Source organism: Lentzea aerocolonigenes, from assembly GCF_000955955.1.
In the GTDB taxonomy this organism is placed as follows: Bacteria; Actinomycetota; Actinomycetes; order Mycobacteriales; family Pseudonocardiaceae; genus Lentzea; species Lentzea aerocolonigenes_A.
Genome location: NZ_JYJG01000049.1, coordinates 1 through 26670 on the forward strand (window position 1 = coordinate 1; position 26670 = coordinate 26670).

Here is a 26670-nt window from a genome sequence, read left to right on the forward strand (position 1 = left end):
TGTTGTATGTGGGTCGTCCGGCCGTGCCGCCAGGGGCCGGCTATCGCGAACATGGACTTCGATACAGGCCCTAGTTGCGGCGTTCGGTGACCCAGGTGGCGATCTGGGCGCGTGAGGTGAAGCCGAGCTTCTGCAGGATCCGCTCCACGTGCCCCTCCGCGGTCCGGCGCGCGATCACCAGCCGTGCGGCGATCTCCTTGTTCGTCAGGCCCCCGGCGATCAGGTCGGCCACCTGCTGCTCGCGCTTGGTCAGCGGCGTGGCGGCGATGATCACCGGCTCGGGCTCTGGCTGGTCACCGATCGCCAGCGCGATGACGTCGTCCAGCTCGAGGTCCATGCCTTTGCGGAACACGGCGCGGAACTCCTGCTCGCCCAGCGCGGCGATGGTCCTGGACTCGCATTCGCCGTGGGGCGCCCCGAAGTAGCGCGACCCGAACATCGGGTAGCCGACGGACTGCCAGATCTCGGTCGTGGCGCCCAGCAACGTCGCCGCGCGCACGGCGTTGCCCTGCGAGGCCGCGATCCAGGCCAGCACCTCGATCGCGAGCACGATGCCGAGCAGGTCGTGGAACGTCCGCTTGATCCGCAGGCACTCGCGGCCGAGCTGGTCGGCCCTGGTGAAATCGCCGCTCACCCACGCGCACAACGCCAGCACGTAGATCGCGTACGCCTGCGCCCACAGCTCGCCGTGCTGCTCGCCAACGGTCTTCGCCTCGACGCACAGCCGTTCCGCGGCGGCGAAGTCGTGCTGGAAGGTCGCGGAGATCGCGAGCTCGATGCCCGCGAGCATGGTGTGGCTGTTGACCGTGCCCTGGACGCGGTAGAGGTTCATGGCCTCCTCGAACAGGCTGTCCGCGAGGGCGAGGTCGTCACCGATCAGATGGGTGCACGCGAGCCGGTGGGTCGAATAGGCCAGCGCGGGCGCGTCACCCGCCTCCACCGCGTACTTGCGGCACTCCTCCAGCATGCGCGTCGAGGCGGGGATGTCTCCCTGCAACGTCGCGACGTAACCGTTGACCCACAGCGCCTTCGCCCGGATCGGGCCCGTCGCCGGCCTGGCCACGGCGCGGTCCAGCCAGTGCCTGCCCTCGCCGAGCATGCCGCAGCCCGCCCAGTAGAACCACAGCGTGGCGGCGAGGTGCACGCAGTGGTCGCCGTCGTCGGCGAAGCAGAAGTCCAGCGCTGACCGCAGATTCTGGTGTTCCAGGCGGGTGCGCGAGAAGATCTGCGGCTGGACCGGGCCGAACCACTCCTTCTCGCGGCCCTCGGCCCACTCGATGAAGTGGTCGCGGTGCCGTTCCCGCATCACCCGCTCCCGCCCGGCGCCGCGCAGCTTCTCCAGGCCGTACTGGCGCAACGGTTCCAGCAACCGGAAGCGCGTGCCGGCCGGGTGCTGCTCTGCGATCACGACCGACTTGTCGACCAGGCCGGCGAGCGAGTGCATGATCGCCTCCACCGCCACGCTGTCGCCGGAGCAGACCCGTTCCGCGGCCTCCAGGTCGAACGTGCCGGAGAAGACCGACGCCCGCGCCCACAGGATCTGCTCGGCGCGCGTGCACAGGTGGAAGCTCCAGTCCACCGCGGCCTGCAACGTCTGGTGGCGCGGATCGCCGCCGCGCTTGCCGTCCTGGAGCACCCGGAACGTGTCGTCCAATCTGGACAGGAGGTGCTCGAGCGTGAGCACGCGCAGGCGCACCGCGGCCAGTTCGATGGCCAGCGGGATGCCGCCCAGCAGCGTGCAGATCTGGGTGACCGTGCCGTGGTTGTGCGCTCCGACGACGAACCCCGGCTCGACGGCCGCGGCCCGTTCCGCGAACAGGGTCAGCGCCGGGTCCTGCGGCAGCGGCGCGACCTGCCACAGGTGCTCGCCGTCGACGCCGAGCCGTTCGCGGCTGGTGATCAGCACGCGCAGGCCGGGGACACCGCGCAGCAACGCGTCCACGAGGCCGGCGGTGGCCTCGACGACGTGCTCGCAGTTGTCGAGGATCATCAGCACGTGCCGGTCGCGCAGCTGCTCGATCAGAACGGTGCGGTGCTGGCGGACCGTGTCGTCGTGGACGCCCAGCTGCTCCAGAACCGTGTGCACCACCAGTTCCGGGTCCGTGACGCCACCTAGTTCGACGAACCACACCCCGTCCCGGAACGCCCTGGACGTCTCGGCGGCGGCCTTCAGCGCCAGCCGTGTCTTCCCGACGCCACCGACACCCGTAAGAGTGACGAGACGAGACTCGGACAGGAGTCTTCTCACCTCGGAGACGTCGGTCCTCCTGCCGACGAAACTAGTTGTGTCAGCAGGCAAATTGCCTTTGCGACCTGGGGAAAGCGAACCGCCCACAGCGGCACCCTAGGTCGGCGCGATCTCCCGCTGCAACGCGGTCCCCCGGAGGCACCAACGCCGAAACACGGGTAGTTACCCCCTAGGGCTCCTGTTGTGACATCGCCAGGGTTGAAAGCCGGGGTGACGCCTGCGGGAGGGACGGATCATGGCCGCTGACGGTCTTCGCGTGGACATCCGCGAGCAGAACGGCGTGCTCGTCGTCCGGTTCGGCGGGCGCCTCGACTGGTCCACCTACCTGCGGGTGCAGGACGTGTTGCTGGACTGCGCCACCAAGGAGCTCGTCGGCGTCGTGGTGGAGCTCGACGGCCTCGTCGCCGAGTCGCCCGCGCTGCTCGTGGTGTTCGACGTCGTGTGGCTGTCCGCGGCGCGCTGGCCGGGCATCTCGCTGAGCCTCGTCGTCAGTGATCACCAGCTGCGATCGACTTTGGGGGCACGTGGTCTGCCGCGGCACATCCCCATGTACACCACGACTCAGGCCGCACTCGCCGCCGTGGTGCGGCTGCGGCACGAGGACCGGGTCGACGCGGCGCTGCCCACCTGCCGATGCCTGCCGCACGTGGCGGAGCGGATCACCGAGCGCGCCTGCGAACGGTGGGGCGTCCAGTCGTTGCTCGACGTCGCGCCTCAGGTGGCCGTGGAGCTCGTGTCGCACATCGAGGACGACGACAGCCCGTTGGCGCTGCTGCTGCGCATGCGTGGGGACAAGATGTCCGTTGCCGTGCGCACGACCTCACGGCTGGACCTCAGGCAGTGGAACATCATGCGGCGCAACGTCGCGTCGATCGCCGTCTGCAACTTCACCATGGGCGAAACGCCGGCCGGGGGCGGGCGGCACATCATCTGGGCGTCGCTCGACGTGCCGGAGGACAGCCAGCGACCCCCGAGCTATCTCCAGGAAGCCGCCGTCTTCACCCACCAGGCTTAACGCTTCCGGGTCGTTCTACTGGGCGTGGCTCGCCGCGATGCTGGTGCGGCAAGCGCGCACGACCTGGCGGTTGGCCGCGGTGTCTGGGGTGCCAGTGCCGCACACCGGGCATACGAGACTCGCGGACGTCTCGTCGACGAACACTTCGAGAGGGCTGCGGCACGGGCGGCACCACCGGTGGCCGGTGACGGGGATGACGTGGTCCGGCGAGGCGACGCACTGGTGCAACCAGCAACGATGCAGGCCGCACGTGACTCGGGCGTGGGGATCGAGGCCGAGCTCCTCGGCCAGGTCCTCGGCGCTGAGCACCGCGGTGAGGGTGGTGTCCTCGCCCTCGAAGGAGGTCACCAGCCGCAGATGCGCACGTCGCCTCATGAGAACAACCTTGCTCCTGCGGATGCTTCAGGTATACCCGCATTAATACCTGTTTAATCGCCACTTGCGTCGAATTCCATTCGGCACGGAACCCTCTTCTCACTCTGTCGTGCGCGCCTTACGCTCGAGTTCAGACGACGCGGCGCAGAGGTATTCCACATGGCAGATCCTGCGTACTTCCCTCCCCCGCACTCCGCCCGCATCGGCATGAGCGATGTGGAACAGCTGGAGTCGCAGACGCATTCGCTGAGGTCGGTCGACTACCAGTACGGCGGAGGAGCGTGCCGGGACGCCGTCGTCGTGCGGATCTACTGGGCGCAGCAGCTGCTCGCGGCTTCGGCTTCGGACGACGTGCGGTCGCGCCTGCTGTCCGCCGTCGCCGATCTGCACAACCTCGCCGGGTGGACGTCGTTCGACAGCGGCCAGGTCGGGGCCGCGTACCACCACTTCGACCGTGCGCTGGATTTCGCGCGTCACGACGAGGACCTGACCACCAACATCGTCTACCGGCGTGGGCGCGTGCACCTCCATCACGGCGCACCGGGCGATGCCCTGTCCTACTTCCAAAGGGGTGCGTTCACGCCGTTGGCGTCGAGCATCATGCACGCGAACGAGGCGTGGGCATACGCGCGTCAGGCCCGTTCCGCGGAAGCGTTGCGTGCGCTGGGAAAGGCGCAGGACTCGTTCGCGCGCGCGGACTTGGCCCATGTGCCGGATTGGGCTCGGTTTCACGACGAAACCGACCTGACGGCGATGATCGGGACCGTCTACGCCGAGCTCGGCGACACCCGGCACGCAATTCCGGCGTTGTCGTCGGCGATCGAGCGGTTCGGGCCGGCGATGGCGCGGAGCTGGACGTTCTGCCTGATCGCGCTGGCCTCGTGCCACTTCCTGGACGGGGACGACGACGAGGGCCGGACGATCGCGATGCAGGCGGTGAGCGCTGCCGAGGGGTTGCGGTCCGAGCGGGTGTGGGACCGGATGCGGCCGATGATTCAGGCCGCCGCATCCCGTGGTGTGTCGCTGCGCTGACTTCTGGCGTTTCTTTGCACAACCCGAACATTCGGCGGACTGGGCTCTGATGGTGCTCGGTCATCGTTCTGCCATGAACATTTCGCGAATCGGTGGGCTCGTGGCGGGGATGCTGCTGTTGGGCGCTGGGACCGCGTCCGCGCAGGAACCGATCACGATCAGCCCCGAGAAGGTGGAGAAGATCTGCTCTCAGCGGGTGCCCAGGGTCGAGGCTCGGGTGAAGGCGCTGACCGACAAGATCAACGGCAGCCCGGAGACGCTGGGCTCGAAGAAGTGGATCGAGCAGAAGGCCGCGGACGCGCGCAAGGCCGGCAACACGGCGCGCGCGGACGTCCTGGACGCCCGGCTGAAGCTGCGGGACGCGCAGCTCGTGAAGCTGGGCAAGGCTGCTGAGCGTGTCGGGAAGTTCAAGGCCGAGCATTGCGGGTCCAAGTGAGGTGGATCGCGGTGCTGGCGTTGCTGGTGTCCTTGACGGCGTGCCGGGGTGAGGCGCCGGTGTCGGACCTCGATGATGTGGAATCAACGTTGAACAGCATCGAGTCGGACATCAACCAGCCGGGGTGAACGCGTGGAACGTGGCCTGGTGCTCGTCGTGGAGGACGAACCGGCGATCGCCGAACTCGTCGCGTTGTACTTGCGGCGCGACGGGTTCGGCGTGCAGGTCGAGTCCTCGGGGGACGCGGCACTGGCCGCGGTCCGTTCGTTGTCGCCGGTGGCCGTCGTTCTGGACGTCGGCCTGCCCGGCATGAACGGCATCGAGATCTGCCGCGCTCTGCGTGCCGCGGGCGACTGGACCCCGGTGCTGTTCGTGACCGCGCGCGACGACGAGGTGGACCGGTTGCTCGGGTTGGAGCTCGGCGCCGACGACTACATCACCAAGCCGTTCAGCCCGCGTGAGCTCGCGCTGCGCGTGCGGACGGTGTTGCGGCGTTCTTCCGGCGGTGTCTCGGACGTTCTGCAGGTGGGGTCAGTGCGTCTGGACATCGGCGAGCGGCGTGCGTTCGCCGGTTCTGACGAGGTCTCCTTGACGTCAACGGAGTTCGGGCTGCTCGCGTACCTGATGAAGAACCCGCGCCAGGTGTTCTCGCGTGAGCAGTTGCTGAGTGCTGTGTGGGGTTATGCCTCTGTGGCCGGTACTCGCACGGTTGACGTCCACATCGCCCAGCTGCGGGCCAAGTTCGGTTCGTCGAGTCCGATTCGGACAGTGCGCGGCGTCGGCTACTCGGCGGACGCGTCATGAACCTGGGTGTCCGCATCGCCTTGGTGTGCCTGGGAGTCGCGTTCGTCGCCGTACTGGTCGCGGGCATCGTCTCCGTCCGGTTGGTCCTTTCCACCTCGCAACAGGTGAGCCGCGAGTTCCTCCGTTCGCAGGCCGACGTGGTGTCCGGTTCCGTCTCCAACAACCGCACCTCGCAACTCCTCGAAGGCCAAGGCATCGCCATCGTCCGCATCTCTCCTGCCGGCGAGGTGACCGGCTCCGACCGAGCCGCCGTCCGCGCGGCCCGCGAGGTGCACGTCGAGCGCGTCGTCGGCGGCCCACCCGTCTCCGGTGTGAGCGGCCGCCTGAACGTGGAGGCGCGCGCGTCCGGTGCCGGCGGCTTCGCCCTCGTGCAGGAGACCGAGACCAGCAACACCTACCGCAAACTGATCCGCAACGTCCTGTTCGCCCTGGGCATCGGCCTGGCCGTGGCCTGCCTGGCGGGCTTGGCACTGGGCAACCGCCTGGCCCGCCCTCTGCGCCGCGTGGCCTCAGTCGCCCACTCGATGAGCGCGGGCCGCCGCGATCTCCGCGTCCCGGTCGTCGGCACCGTCGAGTTGGCCGAGGTGGCCACGTCGGTGAACTCTTTGGCCGATGCCTTGCAGCGCAGCGAATCCCGCCAACGCGACTTCCTTCTCTCCGTCTCCCACGAACTCCGCACGCCGTTGACCGCCGTGACAGGGTTCGCGGAATCTCTCGCTGACGGCGTTGTCACCGGCTCGCAGGTAGCGCCCGTGGGTGGCGTGATCCTCGACGAGGCGCGCCGTCTGGACCGCCTGGTGACCGACCTACTGGACCTCGCCCGCCTGGGCGCCGACGACTTCCGCCTGGACATGGCAGCCGTAGCGCTGGAACCGGTCGTCCGCTCGGCCGCCGAGGTCTGGCACGCCCGCTGCAACGCCCGCGGCGTGACCTTCTCCTTGTCCGTGACCGAATCCCCGATGGTCTGGGCGGACGCACGCCGCCTGCGCCAGGTCATCGACGGCCTGATGGAGAACGCCCTGCGCGTCACCCCTCCCGGCAGCCCGGTCGTGCTCGCCCTGTCGTCCGTGCTGGAAGTGCGCGACGGCGGCCCAGGCCTGGCGCCCGACGACTACCCGGTGGCGTTCGACCGAGGCGTGCTGCACGCCCGGTACCAGGAGTCGCGGCCGGTGGGCACCGGCGTGGGGCTCGCGCTGGTGCACGGGCTGGTGACGCGGATGGGCGGCACGATCACGGCGGGACCGGCGCCCGAGGGCGGCGCGGCCTTCACCGTGACGTTCCCGCAGCCGTCAGATGCCACTCAGCAGCTTCAGCAGCTACTTTGACTGCGGCAGCTTGACCTTCTTCTTGGCGCCCGGCGACGACGGCGGCGGCACCACCGGCCCGATGTCCCCGTCCGGCGCCTCGTCCAGGTCCACGATCACCGGCGCGTGATCACTGGGCCCGGTCCCCTTGCGGGCGTGCCGGTCGATCCAAGCCGCCTGCACCCGCGGCGCCATGCTCTCGCTGGCCAGGATCAGGTCGATCCGCATGCCCAGGTCGCGGTGGAACATCCCGGCCCGGTAGTCCCAGTAGCTGAAGACCCGTTCGGCGGGCCACCGATCGCGCACCACGTCGTGGAACCCGAGCGCCTGAATGGCCTGCAACGCGGCCCGCTCGGGCTCGGTCACGTGCGTCTGCCCGATGTAGGCCTCTGGGTCGAACACGTCGGCGTCGGTGGGCGCGATGTTGATGTCCCCGCACACCAGTGCATCCGCGGGGCCGGCCTGCAGCACGTCCCGCAGCGCGGCCAGCCACTCCAGCTTGTACTTGTAGTGGTCCGACTCGGGCTCACGGCCGTTGGGCACGTACAGCGAGTGCACCCGCACCCCACCACACGTCGCGGCCACGGCACGTGCCTCCACGTGCGGGAAGCCCGGCGCTCCGGCCACTCCGACCTCGACGTCGGTGAGACCGACACGGGACAGCAGGGCCACGCCGTTCCACTGCGGCTCGCCGAACAGAGCGACCTCGTAGCCGCGGCTCGACAGCTCGGAACCGAGCAGCGCGGTGAAGGCGTCGTCGGCCAGCTTGGTCTCCTGCAGGCACACGACGTCGGGCCGCCGCTGGTCCAGCCAGGGCAGGAGCCGGGGCACGCGCTGCTTGACCGAATTCACGTTCCACGTCGCCACTCGCACGCAATCCACCGTAGTCAACGAGACTCAAGCCCGCATCGAAGGACTTGGCTGCTTCAGGCCGCGGGCCGCGGTCCACGCGATCACCGGCAGCACGGTGAGGGACAACAGGGCCCACTGGAGAGTCGTCGCGCTCGCGATCGACCCGATCACCGGCGCGGCCAGTCCCCCGACGCTGACCGCGAGCCCGAGCGTGACGCCGCTCGCGGTGCCGAGCCGGTTCGGCAGGTAGTCCTGGCCGAGCGTGGTGTGCAAGGAGAACGGCACGTAGAGCGTCACGGCGGCGAGCGCAATCGACAGGTAGACGGCCGGTCCCGGCACCAACGCGACGCCCGCAACCGCAGGCACCGCAACCTGTCTCTTATACACATCTGGTATTGATGCGCCCCCACCGCTCGGCCAGCACGCCGCCGAGCAACGTGCTCAAAGCCCCGACCCCGAACAGCACCACCAGGGCGGCCGAGCCCGCGACGAGGCCGCCGACCCGTTGTGCCACCCAGATCGCGAGGAACGTGGCCAGCCCGAACGTCGCCATCGAGCGCGCGATGACGACGACGGTCAGCCGTCCGAACTGGCGCCAGTCGTCGCGGCCCGTGTGTGTGGTGGCATGTGTTGCGGCGCCGTGCACTCCCCTCATCGCCATGAACGTCCACGCACCACCGAGCAGCGCGGGGATCATCAGCAACGGGCTCGCGTGCAGTCCTCCGAACGCCAGCACCGGCGTGACGAGCACCGGGCCGAGCGCGAACCCCGCGTTGCCGCCCAAGGCGAACCAGCTCATGCCGATGTGGCCGTCGCGGGACACGCGGCGGGCGAGCCTCGCGGCCTCCGGGTGGTACGCGGCGACTCCGAGGCCCGACAACGCGATCGCGAGCCACGTGAACAGATACGACTCGCCGAGCCCGCACAGTCCGATGCCCACACCGGCCACGGTCATGCCTACGGGCACCAACCACGGCATGGCGCGCCGATCGGTCAGGATGCCGAACAACGGTTGCACGACCGACGACAGCAGCGTCGCGGCGACCGTGATGCCGGCCGCCGCGACGTAACCGTAGGAGCGTTCGGCGATGAGGAACGGGACGACGGCGGGGACGGCCCCTTGGTAGAGGTCGTCCACCGCGTGCCCGGCGACCAGGACCGTCATTCGCCATTTCGAGTGGTTCACGCCCCGATCGTGCGCTCCCACAGCGGTTCGCGATTCCGATATTCTGCCGACATATGTCGAATACTCGCCACCAGCCCGCGGCCCCGACCACGAGCCGCGACCTGGCCGCAGCCGCCACGGTCACCCCACACTGGCACGATGAGAACCAGATCGTCTACGCCAGCCGCGGCGTCGTGGCCGTGCACACCGAGTCGTCGCGTTGGATCGCGCCCGCCCACCGCGCGCTGTGGATTCCTTCTGGCACAGTGCATTCACACCGCGCGTACGGCGTCACACGGCTGCATTTCCTCGGCCTCACGCAGAACCCGTTGAAGCTCCGGTCGCCCTCCGCGCTCGCGGTCTCCCCGCTGCTGCGCGAACTGCTGATCGCCTACACCTCGCTCACCCACCGAGAAACCCCTGCCGCCAAACGAATGCGTCTGGTCCTGCTCGACCAGCTCGCCACCGCGTCCGAACAACCGGTGCACGTCCCCGCCGCCCGCGACCCCCGCCTCGCCACGGTCTGCTCGCTGCTCGAGGCCGACCCCTCGGACTCACGCGGCCTCGACGCTCTCGGTCGGGTGGCGGGCGCGAGCGGCCGGACCTTGACCCGCCTGTTCCGCGACGAGCTCGCCATGACGTTCCCCCAGTGGCGCACCCAACTACGCCTCTACCACGCACTTCGCCTGCTGGCCGAGGGCGTTTCGGTCACCTCCGTGGCCCAGCAGTGCGGGTTCGCCACCGCGAGCGCGTTCATCGACGTGTTCCGCCGCTCGCTCGGCCACACCCCGGGCTCGTACCTCTAGAGCACGTTGAACACCTCCTCGGCCCGGTCCCTCTTGAGGAACATCTGCCACGCCGTCTCCGCGATCTCATCGGGGTCGAGAGTGCGCCCGCCCAGATCACCGAACGTCTGCGGGTCGCTCGCGACCAGCTCGTAGATGTCGCTGCGTTCGATGGCACCGCCGATCGTGAGCGTGCCCGCGTACACGCCCTTGTCGCTGAGCGCCGCGTTCAGCGTCAGGGCGTAGTTGCGCAACGCGGCCGACCCCAGCGCCAACGCACCGAGCATCGGCATCGGCACCACCGCGCTCAGCCCACCGGCGAACAGCAGCCCACCTCCCCGTTCGACGAGACCCGGCAGCGCGTGCTGAACGACGTCGATGGCCGGGTAGACCCACCCCATGGCCGCCCGCGCCTCGGCGGACGTGGCCGACGTGATCTCACCCGGCATGCCCTTGAGATCACTGGCACCTGGCCCGTAGTACACGACGTCGGCCGGCCCGATCTCGTCCAATGTGGACAACAACAGCTCACGGTCCTGCAGATCGGCGACGAACGCCCGCGCTTTCACCCCCGCTCCGGCGAGCGCGGCGAGATACCCGGCATGCCGATCACCGCGACGCGACACCAGCGCGACGTCGTAGCCCTCGCGCCCGAACCGATGCGCGATCGACATGCCCAGCCCAGGACCGATCCCGAGCACAACAGCGGTGGGAGACATGGCTTTCACCCTTCTCGACCTAATTCGAGGCAGCCCTCGACTTACTGCGGCCGACGCTACTACAGAATTCGAGGGCACCCTCGACTTAGTCGCCGCGTAGAATCCGCGCATGGTCACCGCGTCGAGGCCCCTGCGTGCGGACGCGGCACGCAACCGGGAGAAGCTGCTGGCAGCGGCCGCGGAACTCTTCGCGGAACGCGGCCTCGACGTCCCCCTCGAACACATCGCCCGCCGCGCCTCGGTCAGCATCGGCACGCTCTACAAGCACTTCCCGACGCGCGAGGACTTCCTGGGCGCGATCTTCCCGGAGCGCCTCGCCGCCCTCGACGTCATCGGCGACAAGGCCATGGCCGACCCGGACCCGTGGCACGCGTTCGCCTGCTACCTGGACGACCTCTACGCCCTGCAAGCCGAGGACCTAGGCCTGAACGACATCCTGGCCCGCGACCTCCCGAACGCCCCGGAAGTCGTCTCGGCCTGCCACCGGGGCCAGGGCCACATCGGCATCCTGATCACGCGCGCCATCGACGCCGGCGTGCTGCGCGCCGACTGCTCGATCACGGACATGGCCACGCTGACCAGGGCGATGGCCCAGGTCATCCGCGACTCGCCGGGCGAGTGGCGCCGCTTCCTGTCGATCTACCTGGAAGGCCTGCGCGCGTAGAAACTGCGTTGCACCGCCGTCCGCCGACCCCGACTCTGTGGCGCGTGGGAATGCTGGACAGCGCGGCCTCTCGTGTCGCGCGAGGTGAAACGGTGCGGTTCCGGCCGACCGGCAACTCGATGGTGCCGCTGATCCGCAGCCGCCAACTGGTGACAGTCGCCCCGGTCGACAAGGCCACCCTCGCCGTCGGTGACGTCGTGCTGGCCCGCGTGGCCGGCACGGTCTACCTGCACAAGGTGACCGCGATCGCGGGCGAGCGGGTGCAGATCGGCAACAACAGGGGCCGCATCAACGGCTGGACCAGCCGCGACCGCATCTTCGGCCGCTGCGTGGAAGTGGACGAGGCGCCCTTCACCAATCCAGGCGCACGCTGAACACCCGAACGCGGGCAACTCATGGAGCCTGCGGGGGTCTGGGGGTCGTCCCCCAGAGTCACGAGGAGCGAGATGGGTCGGCGCTTTCCGCCGACACACCTCACCCACGAGCGGATGGGGCAGGTCGGATTCGAACCGACAACCTGACAGATTATGAGTCTGCTGCTCTGACCGGTTGAGCTACTGCCCCCTCGCAGCGGCGCACCACTCCCCGGCTCACGCTGCGTGGTGGAGGATACCGATCAGCCCGAACGGCCCTTGCGCGCCCCCGTGGCGAGCGACACATAGGCTGCACGCGTGCGTTTGACCCTCCGCGACTTCACCCCGGCGGACGAGCCCGAGGTGCTGCGGCTGTTCTCCGACTGTGATGACTGGTTCCAGGCTGCCACTGGGCATCCGTCCGGGCCCGGTGACGTGCAGAGCCTCTTCTACGCGTTGCCGGACGGGGCCGTGGACGAGCAGAAGCACCTGCTGGTCGCGGAGGCGCAGGGCATGATCGGGTTCGTCGACCTCGTCCTCGACCACCCCGAAAAGGGCCACGCGAGCATCGGGTTCTTCCTGGTGCCCAAGGATCTGCGGCGGTGGGGCATCGGCCGGGAGATGGTCAGGGCAATCACGGAGCGCTATCCCGCCATCACGCACTTCCACGTGCGGCTCGACGACTTCCAGCCCGGCCAGGAGTTCCTCAAGGCAATGGGTTTCGCGCTCAACGGTCAGGGCGCGTGCTGGAGATCGCGCCGAGGTCCGACGGCCGGTAGCCGTCCGGGTAGCCGGGGTAGGTGCGGTTCCGTGCGCGCGTGAGTTTCAAAGCCCTGCGCACCGGCATGTGGCGGACCACCAGCGCCCGCACTCGCAGTGCCAGCCGGCCCGCTGCCCCGACCCACGCGCCAGGAGCGGAGAACCCGAAGGCCCGCACCATCCGCGGATCCAGCATGCCGACCACCGCTCGCGAGACGAACGGCGACAGCGCCGACGGGTACCAGGAGCAGAACAGGTCGAGCGTGTACTGCCCGATCCGGCGGTTCGACGAGGCGAACACGAAGTGCTCGGCTTCGTAAGCCTCTTTGAAGGCCCGGAAAGCGCCGAAGTCGGAGGGAATCGAACGGATCCCCATCCGGCACCCGACCGCGCGGTAGAAGTGGAACGCCGCCAGCTGCTCGGACACCGTCAACGGCCGCCAGCCGTAGCGCAGCAGCCAGTCGATGGGGTCGAAGACGAACGTCGACAGCACGTAGAGCATGTCGTCGTTGGAGATCGGGTAACGGCCGTGCTGCCGGTTCACCACGCGCAGGGCTTCCCGGCCGCGCGGCGAGTCGTAGCCGTGTTCGACGAGTTCGGCCATCAGCACGGCGGTGTCGTCGTAGCGCTTCTGCGGGCGGCGTTCGAACTCTCCGGTGCGCTCGAGCAGGCCCGAGATCGACGGCACGCAGTACGTGCGGAACAGCGCCAGCTCCAGCGACTTCTGGTAGTCCCACGGGAACTCGAGGCCAGCGGAGATCCGCATGATCTCCTCGTGGTCGGCGACCGGGTCGAGCGAGGAGATGCGGCGGAGGTTCGCGAAGCGGGACATCCACCCAAGCTGGCTCAGACGCCGAAAAAGCACCAGGCCCCAGTCGGATGACTGGGGCCTGGTGGCTAAGCTCCCCCAACTGGACTCGAACCAGTAACCCTGCGATTAACAGTCGCATGCTCTGCCAATTGAGCTATGGGGGAATGTTCTGTTGTGTCTTACCTGTCAGGCTTGGTTCCTCCTGACAGTGGGTAACTCTACATGAGCCTCAAAACGGGTTCTGCAAGCACCCCCCGGTTTGCGGCAAGATGGCCTGTGACCAGCCACGATGTGAGAGGAGACCCCATGAAGGGCATCTTGGTCGGCATGGCGGTCGGCTATGTGCTCGGCGCCAAGGCCGGGCGGGAGCGCTACGACCAGATCGTGCGCCTGTGGCACCGCTTCACCGAGAACCCCACCGTCCGCAGGACGGCGAGCCAGGCCAAGGACAAGGCGTTCGAGGCCGCTCACCAGGCAAAAGACCTCGCCGCGGACGCTGCGGGGAAGGCCGCCGAGAAGGCTCCGTGGCGCCACGAGGAAGAGGCCAACGGACGTCCCGTCACCCCTCGGGCGTGATCATCTTCACACCTGAGCCACCGCGAAGATCCGTCTGAACGGGAACCACGTCGTGCCGTCGGCTCGCCGCGGGTAGGCCTCGCGCAGTCGCGGCGCCAGCTCCGCCACGTACGCGTCCCAGTCCGATGAGGACAGTGCCGCGCGCACCGGCCGCAAAGCCGTGCCAGAGACCCATTCCAGCACGGGGTCGGGCCCGGCGAGCCGCTGCACGTACGTGGTCTCCCACACGTCCACAGTGGAGCAGTCCGCCAGCAGCTCGGCGTACTCCACGGGGTCCAGCACGGGCTTCTCGGCCCGGAACACGTGCTCCAGCGCCGATCCGGCGACCTCGCGGATCAGCCGATGGGATGAATCCCCGTAGTTGCCCGGCACCTGGAACGCCAGCCACCCGCCGGAAGGCAGCGCGGCAGCCCACTTCTCCACGATCGAGGGATGCGACGGAACCCACTGCAGGACAGCGTTGGACACCACGACATCGGTGTCCGGCAACGGTTCCCACGTCGAGACGTCATCCACGCGCGCATCCACACCCGCGGCGCGAGCGGCCTCGACCATCTCCGGCGAGGAGTCGAACGCCTCCACTACCGCGCTGGGCCACCGCGAGGACAGCGAGCGGGTCAGATTTCCGGGCCCGCAGCCCACATCGACCACGCGACGAGGCTCCTCAGCCCCCACGCGCGCCACCAGCTCGTAGAACGGCCGCGCCCGGTGATCGGCGAAGGCCAGGTACTGCGCCGGATCCCACATACGACTAACAGTACACGCGTACTGCTAGCCCGCAAGCCTTGAAGCGAACGCGGAAACGGCCTCGCGCACGGCATCCAGCGACACCCCGGCATCACCACGCGCCTGCCACACGAACCCGTCCCCACCGGGAATCTTGCGCTGCAGAATCCACACCCCGGGCGACTCGACGCGCTCGCGGTGCCGGATCGACCCCTCCACGCGCTGGCTGATCCCCCGAAGGACACGACTGGGCTCGGACACGGCGAACCTCATCGCGGGAAGGTCTTCCAGCAGCACGACAGGGCCCTCGGTCCCGGCCTCGACAGCCTCGACCACCCGCAGAGCGCCTTCCCACTTCACCTTGCTGATCAGGTGCCACCCGATCCGCCGAGGCCCCGGCACCCACAACCCGAGCGACGTCACGACGAGGTGCCCGTCCTGCACGGGAACCCAGGCGATCACCGTCTCGTCCGGCTCCAGCGACCCGGTGAACCCGTCCGGCGCCCCGGAGCCGAACAAACGCCTGAACAGCCCCACTACAGCACTCCAGCGCTCTGTTGCAGGAGGCCCTTGCGGTACTCCTCCAGCGCGGCCAGGTCGCCCCACAGCGCCCGGTACTCGTCGGCGTCCTTGATCGGCGACAGCCTGCGCAGCCGCGACTTCACGTCCTCGATCTGCTTGCCGACCTGCACCGCCTGCAGCCGCGCGATCACCATCGACACGTACCGGAACTCGTCGTCCTGCTTGACCGTCAACGGTTCCACGGCGAGCTCGGTCAGCACCGACTTCACCGAGGCGTGCGTGCAGGCCTGCGAGATCGCGTCCAGGTACGCCGTCCCGGCCAGCCCCGACGACGCACCGCCGGCATCGCGGATCGCCCGGTGCAGCGCCATGTACGCGGGGTGCGTGAAGGCTTCCTCAGGAAGCGAGTCGTACAGCGGACCGGCGTACTCGGGCAGCCGCAGAGCCACCTTGAGCACCTCGCGTTCCGGCGACAGCGCGATGTCCCGCGGGTTCGGCCGCGGCGGTCCGTCGACCTCGACGCCCAGCGCGATCTGGTTCGGGTCGGCGCGCTGAGCGGTCACGGCCGGCCCTCTGCCGCCGGCCACCTGACGCACCCGCCGCACGACCATGGCCTCGTCGTCCCAGCCCACCCACCAGGCCAGACGCGTCGCGTAGCCGTCCCGCTTCGCGCGGTCCTTGATCTGCGCGACGAACGGCACCATCTTCTTCAGCGCCTCGACGCGCCCGTCCACGGAGTCGAGGTCGTAGGCCCGCAGCTGTGCCTTGATCGCGAACTCGATCAACGGCGTGCGCCGCGCCACCAGGTCGCGCACCGCCACGTCGCCCTTGGCCTGCCGCAGCTCGCACGGGTCCATGCCGTCCGGCGCGACCGCGATGTAGGTCTGCGCCGAGAACTGCTGCTCCCCCTCGAACGCCTTCAGCGCGGCCTTCTGGCCCGCCTCGTCGCCGTCGAAGGTGAAGATGACCTCGCCGTTCACGTCGTCGTCGATCAGCAGCCTGCGCAGCACGTTCATGTGGTCGGTGCCGAACGCCGTGCCGCACGACGCGACCGCCGTCGGCACGCCGGCCAGGTGCATCGCCATCACGTCGGTGTAGCCCTCGACGATGACCGCCTGCTTGCGCTTGGCGATCTCCCGCTTGGCCTGGTCGAGCCCGAACAGCACCTGCGACTTCTTGTAGATCATCGACTCGCTGGTGTTGAGGTACTTCGCCTGGATCGGGTCGTCGTCGAAGATCCGCCGCGCGCCGAACCCGACGACGTCGCCGCTGATCTCCTTGATGGGCCACAGCAGCCGCCGGTGGAACCTGTCGATCGGCCCCTGCTTGCCCTCCTTGACGAGCTGGGACTTGATCAGCTCCGGCAGCTCGAAACCGCGCCCCAGCAGGTGTTTCGTGAGCTTGTCCCAGCCACCGGGCGCGAAGCCGCAGCCGAACTGGCGTGCCGCCGCCTCGTCGAACCCGCGCTCGGCCAGGAACTCGCGCGCCTGCTGCGCGTCCGGCGTCGCGAGCTGCTCGGCGTAGTACTCGGCCGCCGCCTTGTGCGCCTCGATGAGCCTGCTGCGGGTGCCGCGGTCGCGCTGGATCGTGGCGCCGCCGCCCTCGTAGACGAGCTGGATCCCGGCCCGGTCCGCGAGCCGCTCGACGGCCTCCACGAACGACAGGTGCTCGACCTTCATCACGAAGGCGATCACGTCGCCACCCTCGCCACAGCCGAAGCAGTGGAACGTGCCGTGCGAGGGGCGGACGTTGAACGACGGCGTCTTCTCGTCGTGGAAGGGACAAAGCCCCTTGAGCGCCCCACCACCGGCTCGTTTCAGCGAAACCTGGTCACCGACGACCTCGTCGATCCGGCTGCGCTCACGCACCAACGCGATGTCGCTCTCCCTGATGCGTCCTGCCACGCGTTCGAGTCTAATCCCCTGGCAAACTGCCAACCGTGACCACGGCCGAAGTCTTCGCAGACCACCGCAGCCACCTGATCGGCGTCGCGTACCGGCTGACCGGCAGCGTCGCCGACGCCGAGGACGCGGTGCAGGAGGCGTGGCTGCGCTACTCGACGGCCGAGGGCATCAAGGAGGACCGCGCCTGGCTCACCACGGTCGTCAGCCGCATCTGCCTCGACCGGCTGCGGTCCGCGGCCGTGCGCCGGGAGACCTACGTGGGCTCGTGGCTGCCGGAGCCGTTGCTCACCACCACCGAGGCCGACGACCCGTTGGCGTCCGTGGTGCAGTCGGACGGCGTGCGCATGGCGGCGCTGGTCGTGCTGGACAAGCTCACCCCCGAGCAGCGCGTGGCGTTCGTGCTGCACGACGCGTTCTCCTTGCCGTTCAACGAGATCGCGGACGCCCTGGGCGTCTCGGAAGCCTCTGCCCGGCAGCACGCGTCCCGTGCGCGCAAGGCCGTCGCGGGTGCCGAGCCACCGCCCCGCGCGGCGCTGGCCGAGCAGCAGGAGGTGCTGGAGAAGTTCCTCCAGGCCATGTCGAGCGGCGACATCGACGCCGTGATGGGCCTGTTGCACCCGGACGCGGTGATGGTCGGCGACGGCGGCGGCAAGGTCCGCACGGCGGTCCACAGCGTCTCCGGCGCCGAGAAGATCGCCCGCTTCTTCTTCGGCCTCATCCGCAAGTACGGCTTCGAGAACGACTTCCCCGAGATGCGGCCCGTACTGGTCAACGGGGACCTCGGGCTGGTACTCGGGGCCAAGAACGGCGCGGCGGAGCGCGTCCTCACGTTCACCGTGCACGACGGCAGGGTCGGCGCGGTCTACGACATCGCGAACCCGGACAAGCTCGGGCACGTCGACTTTGGTCTGGACCGTAACTAGGTCCGGGATCGTTTAGTCGCTAACGTTCGGAGCCGCTGGTCCAGCCCAAGCCCCCTGCCGCGGGTTGCAACCACCGGAGTCCGATCATGCCCGAACAAGATCTGCCCACCCGCCGGGCGTTCATGGCGACAGGTGCGGCGGCGGCGATCGTGCTGACCGCCGCTGGCACCTCCACCGCCCGCAGCGCCCCTCTCCCGCTGACCCCGACCTGCGTCGATGACGACGACACCCCGTCGAACATCGAAGGTCCCTACTTCAAGCGCAACTCCCCGGAACGCACGAACCTGCGCACCACCGGCGTCACCGGGGTCGTGCTCAGCCTGACCGGGTTCGTCTACAACATGAAGTGCGCGCCCGTTCAGCACGCCCTGCTGGACTTCTGGCAAGCCGACGACAAGGGCGTGTACGACAACTCCAGTCCCGCGTTCAAGATGCGGGGCCACCAGTTCACCAACGCCTCCGGCGCGTACGTGCTGGAGACGGTCGTGCCGAAGGACTACCCCGGACGCACACCGCACATCCACGTCAAGGTGCAGCGGCCGAACGGCCCGATCCTCACCACGCAGCTGTTCTTCCCCGACAACCTCCAGGCGTACGGGATGAACGTGGCCGCGCTGAACCGGCGCGACGGCTTCATCGACCGCGACTGCACGGTCGCGCTCAGCCCGCTCGTCGGCAACCGCTACACGGCCAAGTTCGACTTCGTCGTCGAATGACCACCCCGAGAACTACCACCGAAGGCGCAGCAGCTTCCCCACGTCCCGGAGCTTCGGGATCGCGCTGACGACCTTCATCTGGATCCTGCCGGACCTGGGCAACGCGTCCAGGTGCGGCAGGTCCACGCTGCGCCAGGCGTCCACTGTGGTCAGTCCGGGGCGCAGTGCCTCGACCTCGCGCGGGTCGTCGACACCCCAGTGCAGCGTCGCGCCGGCGTTGCGCACGGCCGGAACGAGCTTCTGCAGCTTGATCCCCCACGAGCCGTAGACGTCGAACAGCAGCTCGCCTGTCGCGAACCTGTTGGTGATCCTGCTGATCAGCGCGTGGCCTTCTGCTCGTGTCAGGTACATCGAGAGGCCCTCGAACACAGCCACCGTCGGCCGATCGGCGGGGATCGCGTCGAGCCACGCGTCCTCGGTCACGGACGACGCCACCAGCTCGTAGTCGCCGGTCGGTTCGGGCAGGAGCTTGTGCCGCAACGCAACGACGTCCGGCATGTCGACGTCGACCCACCGCACGGTGTCCGGCCGTTCGATGCGGTGCGCGCGCGTGTCCAGCCCACACGCGAGGTGTAGCACCGTCGCGGTTGGGTTGCGCTGCAAGAACTCGCGGGTCCAGTCGTCGAGAACCCTGGCCCGGATGGCGACGCCGACCGCGCTCGTCAGGTTCATACCGGTTTTCGCGAAGTCGTAGTCGATGCGGTCGACCGCGCGCTTCGCCTCGTCGTCGTGCAGCACGGAGACGGGCCGCTCGCTGTCGACGGCCCGGCCGTACAGCGTGGCGAGCATGGTCTCCTGGGCACCCGTCAGGGTGATCTTCTCCACCCCGACTAGTGTGCCGGAACCCGGCAGGCGTCGCCGCTGGTGAATCCCTGGTCCTTGATCTCGAACGCGCTGTTGAACCTCGCCCGCTGGTTTTCGAGTGCGATCTGGTAGGTCAGGGCGACGAGTTGCTTGCGCCCCAGCAGCTTCTCCAGCTCGGCGACCTGCGCGTCCGTGACGCTGACGGGCGTGTCCGTGATCGCGTCGGCGTACGCGAGGGCCTTGCGTTCGATGTCGGTGAACAGGTCGGACGTGGCATACGAGTCGATGTGCTTCAACCGCTCGATGTCCAGGCCTCCGTGCTTCATGAGCATCGCGCCGAAGTCGACGCACCACGAGCAGCCGAGCTTCACGGCCGTCCGGTAGACGCAGAGCTCGAACAACGGCCCGTGCGCGGCCTTCTTGACCGCCAGCTCGTGCCGCCCGCTCGCGATCAGCAGCTTCGGGTGGTGCGCCATGACCGTGACCGGCTCGGGCACCGCGCCGAATTCGCGCTTGGCGAACCAGTAGACGGCCTTCGTGAGCAGGCCCGCGTGCTTCCTGGTGACTCCCTTGATCCTCGTCATGACCACTGGACGAGGCAGCTCGCCAGAACGTGACACCTTTGGGTGACTGGGTTGCGAGGCTGGCAGCTCATAGGGTCCACGCATGAGCAACGACTTCGTGCTGGACATCGATCACGAGTCGGCCGGTCTGCTGGCGGGAACGCTGCTGGCGGGCGACTCGTGCGCGGTGCCGGTGCGGCACCAGAACGTCCGGCTGCTGCTGTGCGCGCTGCCAGGAGAGGACGGCATGCGTCTCTTCCTGCGCCGCAACACCCCCAGCTAACGGTCGTAGACGGCGACGTAGTCCATCAACAGATCGCGCGACCGCTCGTTGTCCAGCGCGACGGCGTGCATGCGCTGAAAGACCAGCACGGCCCGTTCGACGGTGGCCGCGTCGCTGGCGAGCGCCCAGTTCGCGAGGTAGACCAGCGGCGGTTCGTGCTCGTACTGGATCAGCGCGTAGTCCAGCCCGACCGCCGCCGCCCCGCCCGCGCTGGCCGGCACGACCCTGATCGACGGCGCGTGGAACAGCAGGTGCAGGACCTGGTCCTCCATCAGCCGGTTGTTCCCGACGACGGTGCGCAGCGCGTACTCGTGGATGAAGAACACGCACCGCGGCAGCACGCCGTCGCGTTGCAGCTCCGGTGCCGGGCTCAGCCCGAGCGCGGCGGCCAGCGCCTTCGCGTAGCTCTCGGTCCTCAACAGGACGGGAATGGTGACGCCGCTGAAACAGGTGATTTGCGTGGCGCCGGCCGCGGCGAGCACGACGAGCTGCTCGCCGGCACCGTGCTGGGTCATGCCTGGAACGGTAAAGGCGTGATCATGATCTCGCCGCGCGAAACGCTCGCCCATCAGGGCGAATGGTCCACCAAAATGATCACGGACGGGCAACTTGGGCGAGGAAGTAGATCGCCTTCGAGCGCGCGTGCCGGACGGCGAGCAGGAACGGACGGTCGACGGCGACCACGATCGGCTCGACCGGGAGCTCGAACGACACCGTCCGGAACGTGACGGCGGTGGCCGCCGCGCCTTCGAGGCCTTCCTCGTCGACGCGCAGCACGGCCTCGTGAAGCACGTCGTCGACGAACAGCCGCTCGTCCGGTGAGAGCCCGCTGAAGTCGGCGTCGCGCGTGAACATGCGCGCGACCCCGAGGCGTTCCAACACGTTCCTGAGCTGGAACTTCTCCCGAACGTCCACTTTGGGCAGTGAGAGTTCGAGGTTCACCCGGTTGGTCGCCTCGAACACCGACGGGTCGAGCGGCTGGTCGAGTGACGTGTCCGGCAGCAGGATCACGGCCTCGACGCCGGACGCCGCCGGCAGCACGACCGTCTGCCAGCCGTCGTGGTGGGCGTAGCGGAACTTCTCGGTGACCTTCATCGTCGGCACGTCGAAGTCGCCGCTGGGCGCGTGGAACGGCTTGGGCGCGGTCTCCCAGGCGGAGAACGGGTTCAGCCAGCCGACCTTGAGGTACAGGGCGTTGACGATGATCGCCGCGGCGTCCGGGGGCGGCGGGCTCGTCAGCAGTTCGGGGATGAGGCCGCGGGTGGTCTCGGCGACGTCCGTGTTGACGAGCTTGCGGACCGTCATCGGGTCGGAGAAAGCCGTGCGGCGCACCGACTTCGTGAGCGAGAAGTCCGGGTTCAAAGTCAGGTAGTCGTCGGCCCACAACGTGTTGGCGACGGCAAGTTCAGGGACGTCGAGGGAGTCCGAGGCGTCGAAATCCGTCAGCAGTGCATCGAGTTCGGCGCGGGTCTCGCCACGCGCGGCCTCGCGGGCCAACGAGAGCGCACTGGCCACCGAGAAAGGCGACCAGCACGCGTTGGAGGACGGATCAGGTACGGCGACGCGGTGCATGGACAGGGCGAAGGCGGCCTGATCAGTCACGTTGGGACTCCTATTGGCGTGGATCTGGCAGTGACACCACGATCGGATCATCCGGGACGGGCCGTTCCCCCGCTCCTCCCATCGGCCCGAGTGGCTTGGGATGACGGGGTTCGCGCACACCGGCCGACCCGTCGTCCCCCTCGTCTTCCTGCGGGAAGCCCGCTGGTACTGCTTCCCGGCTCGGTCTCCGCCACGGCCACCTTCGGCCCGGCGGTCTGGATTCGTCCGCCATACCTTCCGAAGCTACGCCGATGCGCGGTGCCAGGCCACGGCCTGCGCGTCGGTGAGCAGGGCGACCTGGTCGATGACGACGCGAAGCCGTGCGGCGTAAGAGGAAGCGGCCGCGAACACCGGCCGGAACGCGGGGTCGAGCAGCGTCGGGCGTTCCATCAAGCGGGTGACGAGATCGGCGATGAGCTCGCGCTGCTCGGCCTGCATGGCGAGGCGGGCCGGGTCGCTCATCACGTACCGGACGGCCATCGCCTTGAGCAGCGCCACTTCCGCGGCCACCTGACGCGGCACCTCCAGCGCCGCGTTGTACCTCGTGAGCGCGCCGTCGCCGTGGACCTCGCGGGTCGCGGTGACGGCGGCACTCGCGAACCGGCCGACCAGTTCGCTGGTGAGGTTCTTCAACGCCACCTGCGCGCCGAGCGAACCGTCGTACTCGTGCTCGGTCCAGTAGCCGATCACGGGCAGCTTGATCAGTTGTTCGGCGGTGGCCTCGAGAGCGCTCACGGACTCGTCGGAGAACGTCTTGGCCGCGAGCGAGGCGATGGCCGCGCGTTCGTCGGGACGGGCCAGCGCGCCGAGGCTGATGCGGTGGGCCAGCACGCCGTCCTCGACGTCGTGCACCGAGTACGCCACGTCGTCGGACCAGTCCATCACCTGCGCCTCGATGCACCGCTCACGGTCCGGCGCACCCGCACGCATCCACTCGAACACCTCGAGGTCGTCGTCGTACACGCCGAACTTCACCGTGCCGGGCGTGCGCGTCCACGGGTACTTGGTGGACGCGTCGAGCACCGCGCGCGTGAGGTTCAGGCCGTGCGCGGACTTGGGTTCGAGGCGCGCGAGGATGCGGAACGTCTGCGCGTTGCCCTCGAAACCGCCGCACGGGCCCGCAAGCTCGTTGAGGGCCCTCTCGCCGTTGTGGCCGAACGGCGGGTGGCCGATGTCGTGCGCGAGGCCGGCCGTGTCGACGATGTCCGGATCGCAGCCGAGTTCCTCACCGATGCCGCGACCGATCTGCGCGACCTCCAGTGAGTGGGTGAGCCTGGTCCGCGGCACACCGGTGACTTCGGAACCCTCGCCTGGACCGACGACCTGGGTCTTGCCCGCGAGTCTGCGCAACGCCGCGGAGTGCAGCACGCGGGCGCGGTCACGGGAGAACGGCGTGCGGGTGTCGGTGCGGGCGCCCGGCAGCACGGCACTCTTCGGTTCTTCTGCGAGCAGTCGCTCCGCGTCGTGGCCGGTGTATCCCATCAGCCGATTTTAGGGAGCTTGAGCTCGTCGAACACGCCGGCGTGCGCCTTCATCAGGCGGTAGTACAGCAACGCTCCGGTCTCGCGCTTGATGTAGAACCACTGCGTCTCGCGCGTCTGCACGTTCGGCCCGACGCGCGTCGGTGACGTCCACGTGTCCAGCCCGGCGTCCTCGGCCATCGTACGGGCGCGCAGCGAGTGCCACGGGTCGCTGACGATCACCGCGGTCTTCAGGTCGCGCTCCTTGGCGACCGAGGCGACGGCGCGCAGCGAGCCGAGCGTGTCCGCGCCCTCGCCGACCTGCAGCACGCGGTCCTCCGGGACGCCGCGCTTGACCAGCCACATCTTGCCGACCTGGCCCTCGGTGAAGTTGTCGCCGGGCTGACGGCCACCCGTCGTGGCGATGTAGCCGACAACACCCGCCTTATAGAGGCCGAGCGCGTGCTCCAGACGGGCTTCGAGCACGTCGGACGGAACGCCGTTGTACTGCGCGGCACCCAGCACGATCGCCATGTCGGCCTTCGTCCAGTCGTCCACGCGCGCGACCTGCCACACGCGGAAAGCCGTGCCGCCCACCACCAGGGTGCCCACGATCAGCGCGCCGAAGAGCAGACGCAGCACGATGCGACGAATCCGGGCCAGGGGTTTGAGGGGTGGGGTCCGCACCCCATGCATGGTTCCAGAACCTGGCGAGCCGTGCGTTGACGCCCCTGATTGACGACCTTCGTTGACGTCACTGCGAGGATCATGGTCATGCCTGCTGAGCAGCCCACGATCCTCGCCACGTCCGGAGGCCTGCGGGCCGGGCACCGGACGTTCGTCGAATTCGGCGAACTGATCCGCTTCGCGCTGGACCTGTCCGGCGCCGAGGGTCGGCCGCGGCTCTGCCACGTCGGTACGGCCGGGGGCGACCAGCGGCACATGAACGCGAACATGGCGGAGGCCGGCAGGGTCGCGGGCGTCGACGTCTCGGTGCTGAACCTCTTCACGATGCCGCCGACCGACGACCTGGAGAGCTTCGTGCTGTCCCACGACGTCGTGTGGGTGGGTGGCGGCTCGGTGGCGAACCTGCTCGCGGTGTGGGAGGTGCACGGCCTCGGCCCGGTCTTCCGCAAGGCCTGGGAGGCGGGCGTGGTGCTCGCGGGCGTCTCGGCGGGTTCGATCTGCTGGCACACCGGCGGCGCGACGGACTCGTTCGGTCCTGATTTGAGGATCGTCACCAACGGCCTCGGCTTCCTGCCCTACGGCAACGGCGTCCACTACGACTCCGAGGAGCAACGCCGCCCCAAGGTGCACGAGGCGGTGGCGGCCGGAGTGCTGCCGACGACCTACTGCACCGACGACGGCGTCGGTCTGCTGTACCGGGGCACCGAGCTCGTCGAAGCGGTGACCGAACGGCCGGGCTCCGGCGCATACGTCGTGACCAGGGAAGAGTCTTCAGCAACCGCTCAGGAGGAAAAGCTCGACACCAGGCTCCTCTGACCCGGAACTTGGAGGTGTGCGCTGGGCTCTGATCATCCTCATGACGGCGGCCGTTTTCGTGGTCCCGGAAGCTGCGCCGTGCCACGCGCACGCGAAGCCCTCAGCTGATATATCGCGCGGCCCTGACGTACTGGACACGGGTTCCGGCGACACCGACGGCGATATATCGCATACAAGTCCCGATATATCGCATACCGCCCAGCCACCGTCGGCGATATCCAATATATCGGCGACGGACATGTTGGACATCGCCGGCGCGGGCGGAAAGTCAGACGTCGGCGTCGCGGTCATGGACCTGCAGACCGGCCAGACGATCTCGCAGGACGGCGACAAGCAGTTCTACTCGGCGTCGCTCTCGAAGCTGATCCTCGCCGTCGACGCGTTGCAACAGCCGTTGTCCGACGACGAGCAGGACCTGATCCACCGCGCGTTGAGCGCGAGCGACGACGAGGCCATGGACGTGCTCTGGACGCGGTTCGACGGCATGGACGCCATCGGCCGCGTGGCCGCCGAAGCGGGCCTGACAGGCACTCACGCCCCTGACGACCCCTCGCAATGGGGAGAGGTCGTCATCACCGCGAACGACATGCTCCGGCTCTACCACTACATCCTCGGCTCACCGGTCCGCGACACGATCGTCGCCGCGCTGTCGTCCGCCCCGTCGACCGCGGCCGACGGCTTCGACCAGGAGTTCGGCCTGCTCGGCGTCAGCGGCGCCTACGCCAAGCAGGGCTGGATGTTCTACCTGCCGAGCGACGTCTACCTGCACAGCGCGGGCGTCCTCGACAACCGCTACGCCGTCGCCGTCCTCACCACGAGCCCGTCGGGGAACTGGACCACGGCCCGCACGGCGGTCAACGCGGTGTCGAAGGCCCTCCTGGTGAAGCTCGGCGTCAACGGCTAGCGAGCCGCTGCCTCCGCTCCCGCCACGTCTTGCCCAACTCGCCGGTGTACTCCCGCATCACCAGGAAGGCCGCCACCTGGAACCCGACCGCGGCGGCCACCAGCGCGCACAGCAGCACCGCTGTTCCCGCCCCCGCCTTGAACGCGAAGTCGCCCACGGGCATCGCGAAGACGAAGACGATGACGAAGGAGAAGACTCCGCTGCGACGCGACGCCCAGTGGACGTCCTTCGCTCGCATCAGCACCAGCCCGAGTACGAAGGGCCCCAGCGTCACCAGCACCGCGCTGAACAGGAACGCCGCCAAGGGTGAGGGCACCGTCAGCGCCACCGCCGCCGCCGAGATCGTCAGTCCGCCCCCCGCCACCACGAGCACGGCACCGAGCGCCCTCATCCGGTCCGCGAGAGCGCCTTCACCGGAGTCCGCCACGATCGGTCCGTGCGCACCGACGACCGTCTTGTGCACGGCATGACTGAGCCACAGAACCAGCCCGAGCGCGATCAGAACCGGCGCGGTGAGCGACAGCGTGAGGCTGATGGAGAACTCCCCCGCCGCGTCCTCGACGTCCGACGCGGTCCAGCGGGACGGGAAGAACGTGACCAGCGCGGCACCCTCCAGCACCACGAACACGTACCGCAGCCGGGCAGCCGAGCCCGCGTCGGTGATCCGCCACGCCACCAGCCCAGCTGCCACCGCGCACAGACATGCCAGAGCCGCGCTCACCGTCGCGGCCCGGAACATGTGCGGCGTCGCGACCTCCGTCGTCGTCGCCGACACGACCATCCACGCGACCAGCACGACTCCCGCCGCGGCCACCGCGAGGCCGCGTCCCCTCAGCTTCTCGCCCGTCATACGTCCTACACG

33 protein-coding genes and 2 tRNA genes are annotated in these 26670 nt (G+C 68.8%); 16 read left to right on the top strand and 19 right to left on the bottom strand.

The features are described 5' to 3' along the window. Positions 1–70: 70 nt before the first annotated feature. Positions 71–2248, bottom strand: coding sequence for an ATP-binding protein (locus UK23_RS08950; protein ID WP_052684493.1), 2178 nt, complete (start codon positions 2246–2248; stop codon positions 71–73). Positions 2249–2483: 235 nt separating this feature from the next. Between UK23_RS08950 and UK23_RS08955 the strand changes: the two genes are divergently transcribed. Further along, positions 2484–3263, top strand: a complete 780-nt coding sequence (locus UK23_RS08955) for a hypothetical protein (RefSeq protein ID WP_045310943.1) — start codon at positions 2484–2486, stop codon at positions 3261–3263. Positions 3264–3278: 15 nt separating this feature from the next. On the opposite strand, the gene UK23_RS08960 is transcribed toward UK23_RS08955, so the two are convergent. Further along, a complete protein-coding gene (locus tag UK23_RS08960; protein WP_045310944.1) occupies positions 3279–3638 on the bottom strand; it encodes a hypothetical protein in 360 nt (119 codons plus the stop codon). 159 nt (positions 3639–3797) lie between these two features. On the opposite strand from UK23_RS08960, the gene UK23_RS08965 reads away from it, so the two are divergent. From UK23_RS08965 to UK23_RS08980, 5 genes are all read left to right on the top strand, one after another. Then, positions 3798–4670, top strand: coding sequence for a hypothetical protein (locus UK23_RS08965; protein WP_156212972.1), 873 nt, complete (start codon positions 3798–3800; stop codon positions 4668–4670). Positions 4671–4743: 73 nt separating this feature from the next. Next, the gene (locus UK23_RS08970; RefSeq protein ID WP_045310945.1) at positions 4744–5106 is read left to right on the top strand and encodes a hypothetical protein; all 363 of its coding nucleotides are present in this window, start codon (positions 4744–4746) and stop codon (positions 5104–5106) included. Continuing rightward, positions 5103–5234, top strand: a complete 132-nt coding sequence (locus tag UK23_RS54525; RefSeq protein ID WP_269112252.1) for a hypothetical protein — start codon at positions 5103–5105, stop codon at positions 5232–5234. The genes UK23_RS08970 and UK23_RS54525 overlap by 4 nt, the downstream gene beginning before the upstream one ends. A 4-nt stretch (positions 5235–5238) precedes the next feature. Next, positions 5239–5910 (top strand): response regulator transcription factor, encoded by a 672-nt coding sequence (locus UK23_RS08975; protein ID WP_045310946.1) that lies wholly within the window; start codon positions 5239–5241, stop codon positions 5908–5910. Then, positions 5907–7235, top strand: coding sequence for a HAMP domain-containing sensor histidine kinase (locus tag UK23_RS08980; protein WP_045310947.1), 1329 nt, complete (start codon positions 5907–5909; stop codon positions 7233–7235). Before UK23_RS08975 ends, UK23_RS08980 begins: the two co-directional genes overlap by 4 nt. Here UK23_RS08980 and UK23_RS08985 read toward each other — a convergent pair. Genes UK23_RS08985 through UK23_RS08990 form a run of 3 tightly spaced genes read right to left on the bottom strand, consistent with a single transcriptional unit; the run spans position 7227 to position 9252 of the window. Next, complete coding sequence (locus tag UK23_RS08985; protein ID WP_156212973.1) at positions 7227–8096, bottom strand: exodeoxyribonuclease III; 870 nt, start codon at positions 8094–8096, stop codon at positions 7227–7229. The two genes, UK23_RS08980 and UK23_RS08985, sit on opposite strands and share 9 nt — an antisense overlap. 15 nt (positions 8097–8111) lie before the next feature. Further along, a complete protein-coding gene (locus UK23_RS53635; protein WP_231114430.1) occupies positions 8112–8432 on the bottom strand; it encodes a hypothetical protein in 321 nt (106 codons plus the stop codon). 13 nt (positions 8433–8445) lie between these two features. Next, positions 8446–9252: an MFS transporter gene (locus tag UK23_RS08990; RefSeq protein WP_231114431.1), complete on the bottom strand. Its 807-nt coding sequence runs from the start codon at positions 9250–9252 to the stop codon at positions 8446–8448. 53 nt (positions 9253–9305) lie between these two features. Between UK23_RS08990 and UK23_RS08995 the strand changes: the two genes are divergently transcribed. Next, the gene (locus UK23_RS08995; RefSeq protein ID WP_045310948.1) at positions 9306–10037 is read left to right on the top strand and encodes an AraC family transcriptional regulator; all 732 of its coding nucleotides are present in this window, start codon (positions 9306–9308) and stop codon (positions 10035–10037) included. Here UK23_RS08995 and UK23_RS09000 read toward each other — a convergent pair. After that, positions 10034–10735 carry an SDR family NAD(P)-dependent oxidoreductase gene (locus tag UK23_RS09000; protein ID WP_045310949.1) on the bottom strand — a complete coding sequence of 234 codons (702 nt, stop codon included), beginning with the start codon at positions 10733–10735 and terminating at the stop codon, positions 10034–10036. The genes UK23_RS08995 and UK23_RS09000 overlap by 4 nt on opposite strands. Positions 10736–10844: 109 nt before the next feature. On the opposite strand from UK23_RS09000, the gene UK23_RS09005 reads away from it, so the two are divergent. Both UK23_RS09005 and UK23_RS09010 read left to right on the top strand, forming a co-directional pair. Continuing rightward, positions 10845–11399, top strand: a complete 555-nt coding sequence (locus UK23_RS09005; RefSeq protein ID WP_045310950.1) for a TetR/AcrR family transcriptional regulator — start codon at positions 10845–10847, stop codon at positions 11397–11399. A gap of 92 nt (positions 11400–11491) precedes the next feature. Beyond that, the gene (locus UK23_RS09010; RefSeq protein ID WP_196777667.1) at positions 11492–11773 is read left to right on the top strand and encodes a phage repressor protein; all 282 of its coding nucleotides are present in this window, start codon (positions 11492–11494) and stop codon (positions 11771–11773) included. Positions 11774–11888: 115 nt separating this feature from the next. Here UK23_RS09010 and UK23_RS09015 read toward each other — a convergent pair. Continuing rightward, positions 11889–11963: transfer RNA gene (locus UK23_RS09015), tRNA-Ile, on the bottom strand. Between the two features lie 107 nt (positions 11964–12070). On the opposite strand from UK23_RS09015, the gene UK23_RS09020 reads away from it, so the two are divergent. After that, on the top strand, positions 12071–12574 hold the full coding sequence (locus tag UK23_RS09020; RefSeq protein WP_045310952.1) for a GNAT family N-acetyltransferase: 504 nt from the start codon (positions 12071–12073) through the stop codon (positions 12572–12574). On the opposite strand, the gene UK23_RS09025 is transcribed toward UK23_RS09020, so the two are convergent. Beyond that, positions 12480–13343 carry an oxygenase MpaB family protein gene (locus UK23_RS09025; protein WP_045310953.1) on the bottom strand — a complete coding sequence of 288 codons (864 nt, stop codon included), beginning with the start codon at positions 13341–13343 and terminating at the stop codon, positions 12480–12482. The two genes, UK23_RS09020 and UK23_RS09025, sit on opposite strands and share 95 nt — an antisense overlap. Positions 13344–13413: 70 nt before the next feature. After that, positions 13414–13486, bottom strand: a tRNA-Asn gene (locus UK23_RS09030). 142 nt (positions 13487–13628) lie between these two features. On the opposite strand from UK23_RS09030, the gene UK23_RS09035 reads away from it, so the two are divergent. Further along, the gene (locus UK23_RS09035; protein WP_045310954.1) at positions 13629–13898 is read left to right on the top strand and encodes a hypothetical protein; all 270 of its coding nucleotides are present in this window, start codon (positions 13629–13631) and stop codon (positions 13896–13898) included. 6 nt (positions 13899–13904) lie between these two features. On the opposite strand, the gene UK23_RS09040 is transcribed toward UK23_RS09035, so the two are convergent. Genes UK23_RS09040 through dnaG form a run of 3 tightly spaced genes read right to left on the bottom strand, consistent with a single transcriptional unit; the run spans position 13905 to position 17050 of the window. Next, a complete protein-coding gene (locus UK23_RS09040) occupies positions 13905–14645 on the bottom strand; it encodes a trans-aconitate 2-methyltransferase (protein WP_045310955.1) in 741 nt (246 codons plus the stop codon). A 24-nt stretch (positions 14646–14669) separates the two neighbouring features. Then, complete coding sequence (locus UK23_RS09045; RefSeq protein ID WP_045310956.1) at positions 14670–15161, bottom strand: hypothetical protein; 492 nt, start codon at positions 15159–15161, stop codon at positions 14670–14672. Then, positions 15161–17050, bottom strand: a complete 1890-nt coding sequence (dnaG, locus tag UK23_RS09050; protein WP_045310957.1) for a DNA primase — start codon at positions 17048–17050, stop codon at positions 15161–15163. Before dnaG ends, UK23_RS09045 begins: the two co-directional genes overlap by 1 nt. Positions 17051–17076: 26 nt before the next feature. Here dnaG and UK23_RS09055 point away from each other — a divergent pair, with 26 nt between their 5' ends. Together UK23_RS09055 and UK23_RS09060 are read left to right on the top strand one after the other, a co-directional pair. Next, a complete protein-coding gene (locus UK23_RS09055) occupies positions 17077–17973 on the top strand; it encodes a sigma-70 family RNA polymerase sigma factor (RefSeq protein ID WP_419503873.1) in 897 nt (298 codons plus the stop codon). An 86-nt stretch (positions 17974–18059) separates the two neighbouring features. Continuing rightward, positions 18060–18689, top strand: a complete 630-nt coding sequence (locus tag UK23_RS09060) for a hypothetical protein (protein ID WP_045310959.1) — start codon at positions 18060–18062, stop codon at positions 18687–18689. Between the two features lie 12 nt (positions 18690–18701). Here UK23_RS09060 and UK23_RS09065 read toward each other — a convergent pair whose 3' ends face one another. Together UK23_RS09065 and UK23_RS09070 are read right to left on the bottom strand one after the other, a co-directional pair. Then, complete coding sequence (locus tag UK23_RS09065; RefSeq protein WP_231114432.1) at positions 18702–19514, bottom strand: class I SAM-dependent methyltransferase; 813 nt, start codon at positions 19512–19514, stop codon at positions 18702–18704. Between the two features lie 5 nt (positions 19515–19519). Continuing rightward, positions 19520–20077: a carboxymuconolactone decarboxylase family protein gene (locus UK23_RS09070; protein WP_045311027.1), complete on the bottom strand. Its 558-nt coding sequence runs from the start codon at positions 20075–20077 to the stop codon at positions 19520–19522. Between the two features lie 82 nt (positions 20078–20159). Here UK23_RS09070 and UK23_RS09075 point away from each other — a divergent pair, with 82 nt between their 5' ends. Further along, on the top strand, positions 20160–20339 hold the full coding sequence (locus UK23_RS09075) for a hypothetical protein (RefSeq protein ID WP_045310960.1): 180 nt from the start codon (positions 20160–20162) through the stop codon (positions 20337–20339). Here the strand turns inward: UK23_RS09075 and UK23_RS09080 are convergent. The 4 genes from UK23_RS09080 to UK23_RS09095 all read right to left on the bottom strand — a co-directional run bounded on the left by UK23_RS09080 (position 20336) and on the right by UK23_RS09095 (position 24088). Beyond that, on the bottom strand, positions 20336–20854 hold the full coding sequence (locus tag UK23_RS09080) for a Scr1 family TA system antitoxin-like transcriptional regulator (RefSeq protein WP_045310961.1): 519 nt from the start codon (positions 20852–20854) through the stop codon (positions 20336–20338). The genes UK23_RS09075 and UK23_RS09080 overlap by 4 nt on opposite strands. 79 nt (positions 20855–20933) lie before the next feature. Next, positions 20934–21941 carry a serpin family protein gene (locus tag UK23_RS09085; RefSeq protein WP_231114433.1) on the bottom strand — a complete coding sequence of 336 codons (1008 nt, stop codon included), beginning with the start codon at positions 21939–21941 and terminating at the stop codon, positions 20934–20936. A gap of 243 nt (positions 21942–22184) precedes the next feature. After that, complete coding sequence (locus tag UK23_RS09090; RefSeq protein WP_045310962.1) at positions 22185–23423, bottom strand: deoxyguanosinetriphosphate triphosphohydrolase; 1239 nt, start codon at positions 23421–23423, stop codon at positions 22185–22187. Further along, a complete protein-coding gene (locus UK23_RS09095; protein WP_231114434.1) occupies positions 23423–24088 on the bottom strand; it encodes a YdcF family protein in 666 nt (221 codons plus the stop codon). The genes UK23_RS09090 and UK23_RS09095 overlap by 1 nt, the downstream gene beginning before the upstream one ends. Positions 24089–24175: 87 nt before the next feature. Between UK23_RS09095 and UK23_RS09100 the strand changes: the two genes are divergently transcribed. Both UK23_RS09100 and UK23_RS09105 read left to right on the top strand, forming a co-directional pair. Further along, positions 24176–24904, top strand: coding sequence for a peptidase E (locus UK23_RS09100; RefSeq protein WP_045311029.1), 729 nt, complete (start codon positions 24176–24178; stop codon positions 24902–24904). A 16-nt stretch (positions 24905–24920) separates the two neighbouring features. Continuing rightward, complete coding sequence (locus tag UK23_RS09105) at positions 24921–25808, top strand: serine hydrolase (RefSeq protein ID WP_082114524.1); 888 nt, start codon at positions 24921–24923, stop codon at positions 25806–25808. Here the strand turns inward: UK23_RS09105 and UK23_RS09110 are convergent. Further along, on the bottom strand, positions 25798–26658 hold the full coding sequence (locus tag UK23_RS09110; protein ID WP_045310965.1) for a hypothetical protein: 861 nt from the start codon (positions 26656–26658) through the stop codon (positions 25798–25800). The two genes, UK23_RS09105 and UK23_RS09110, sit on opposite strands and share 11 nt — an antisense overlap. Between the last annotated feature and the right edge of the window lie 12 nt (positions 26659–26670).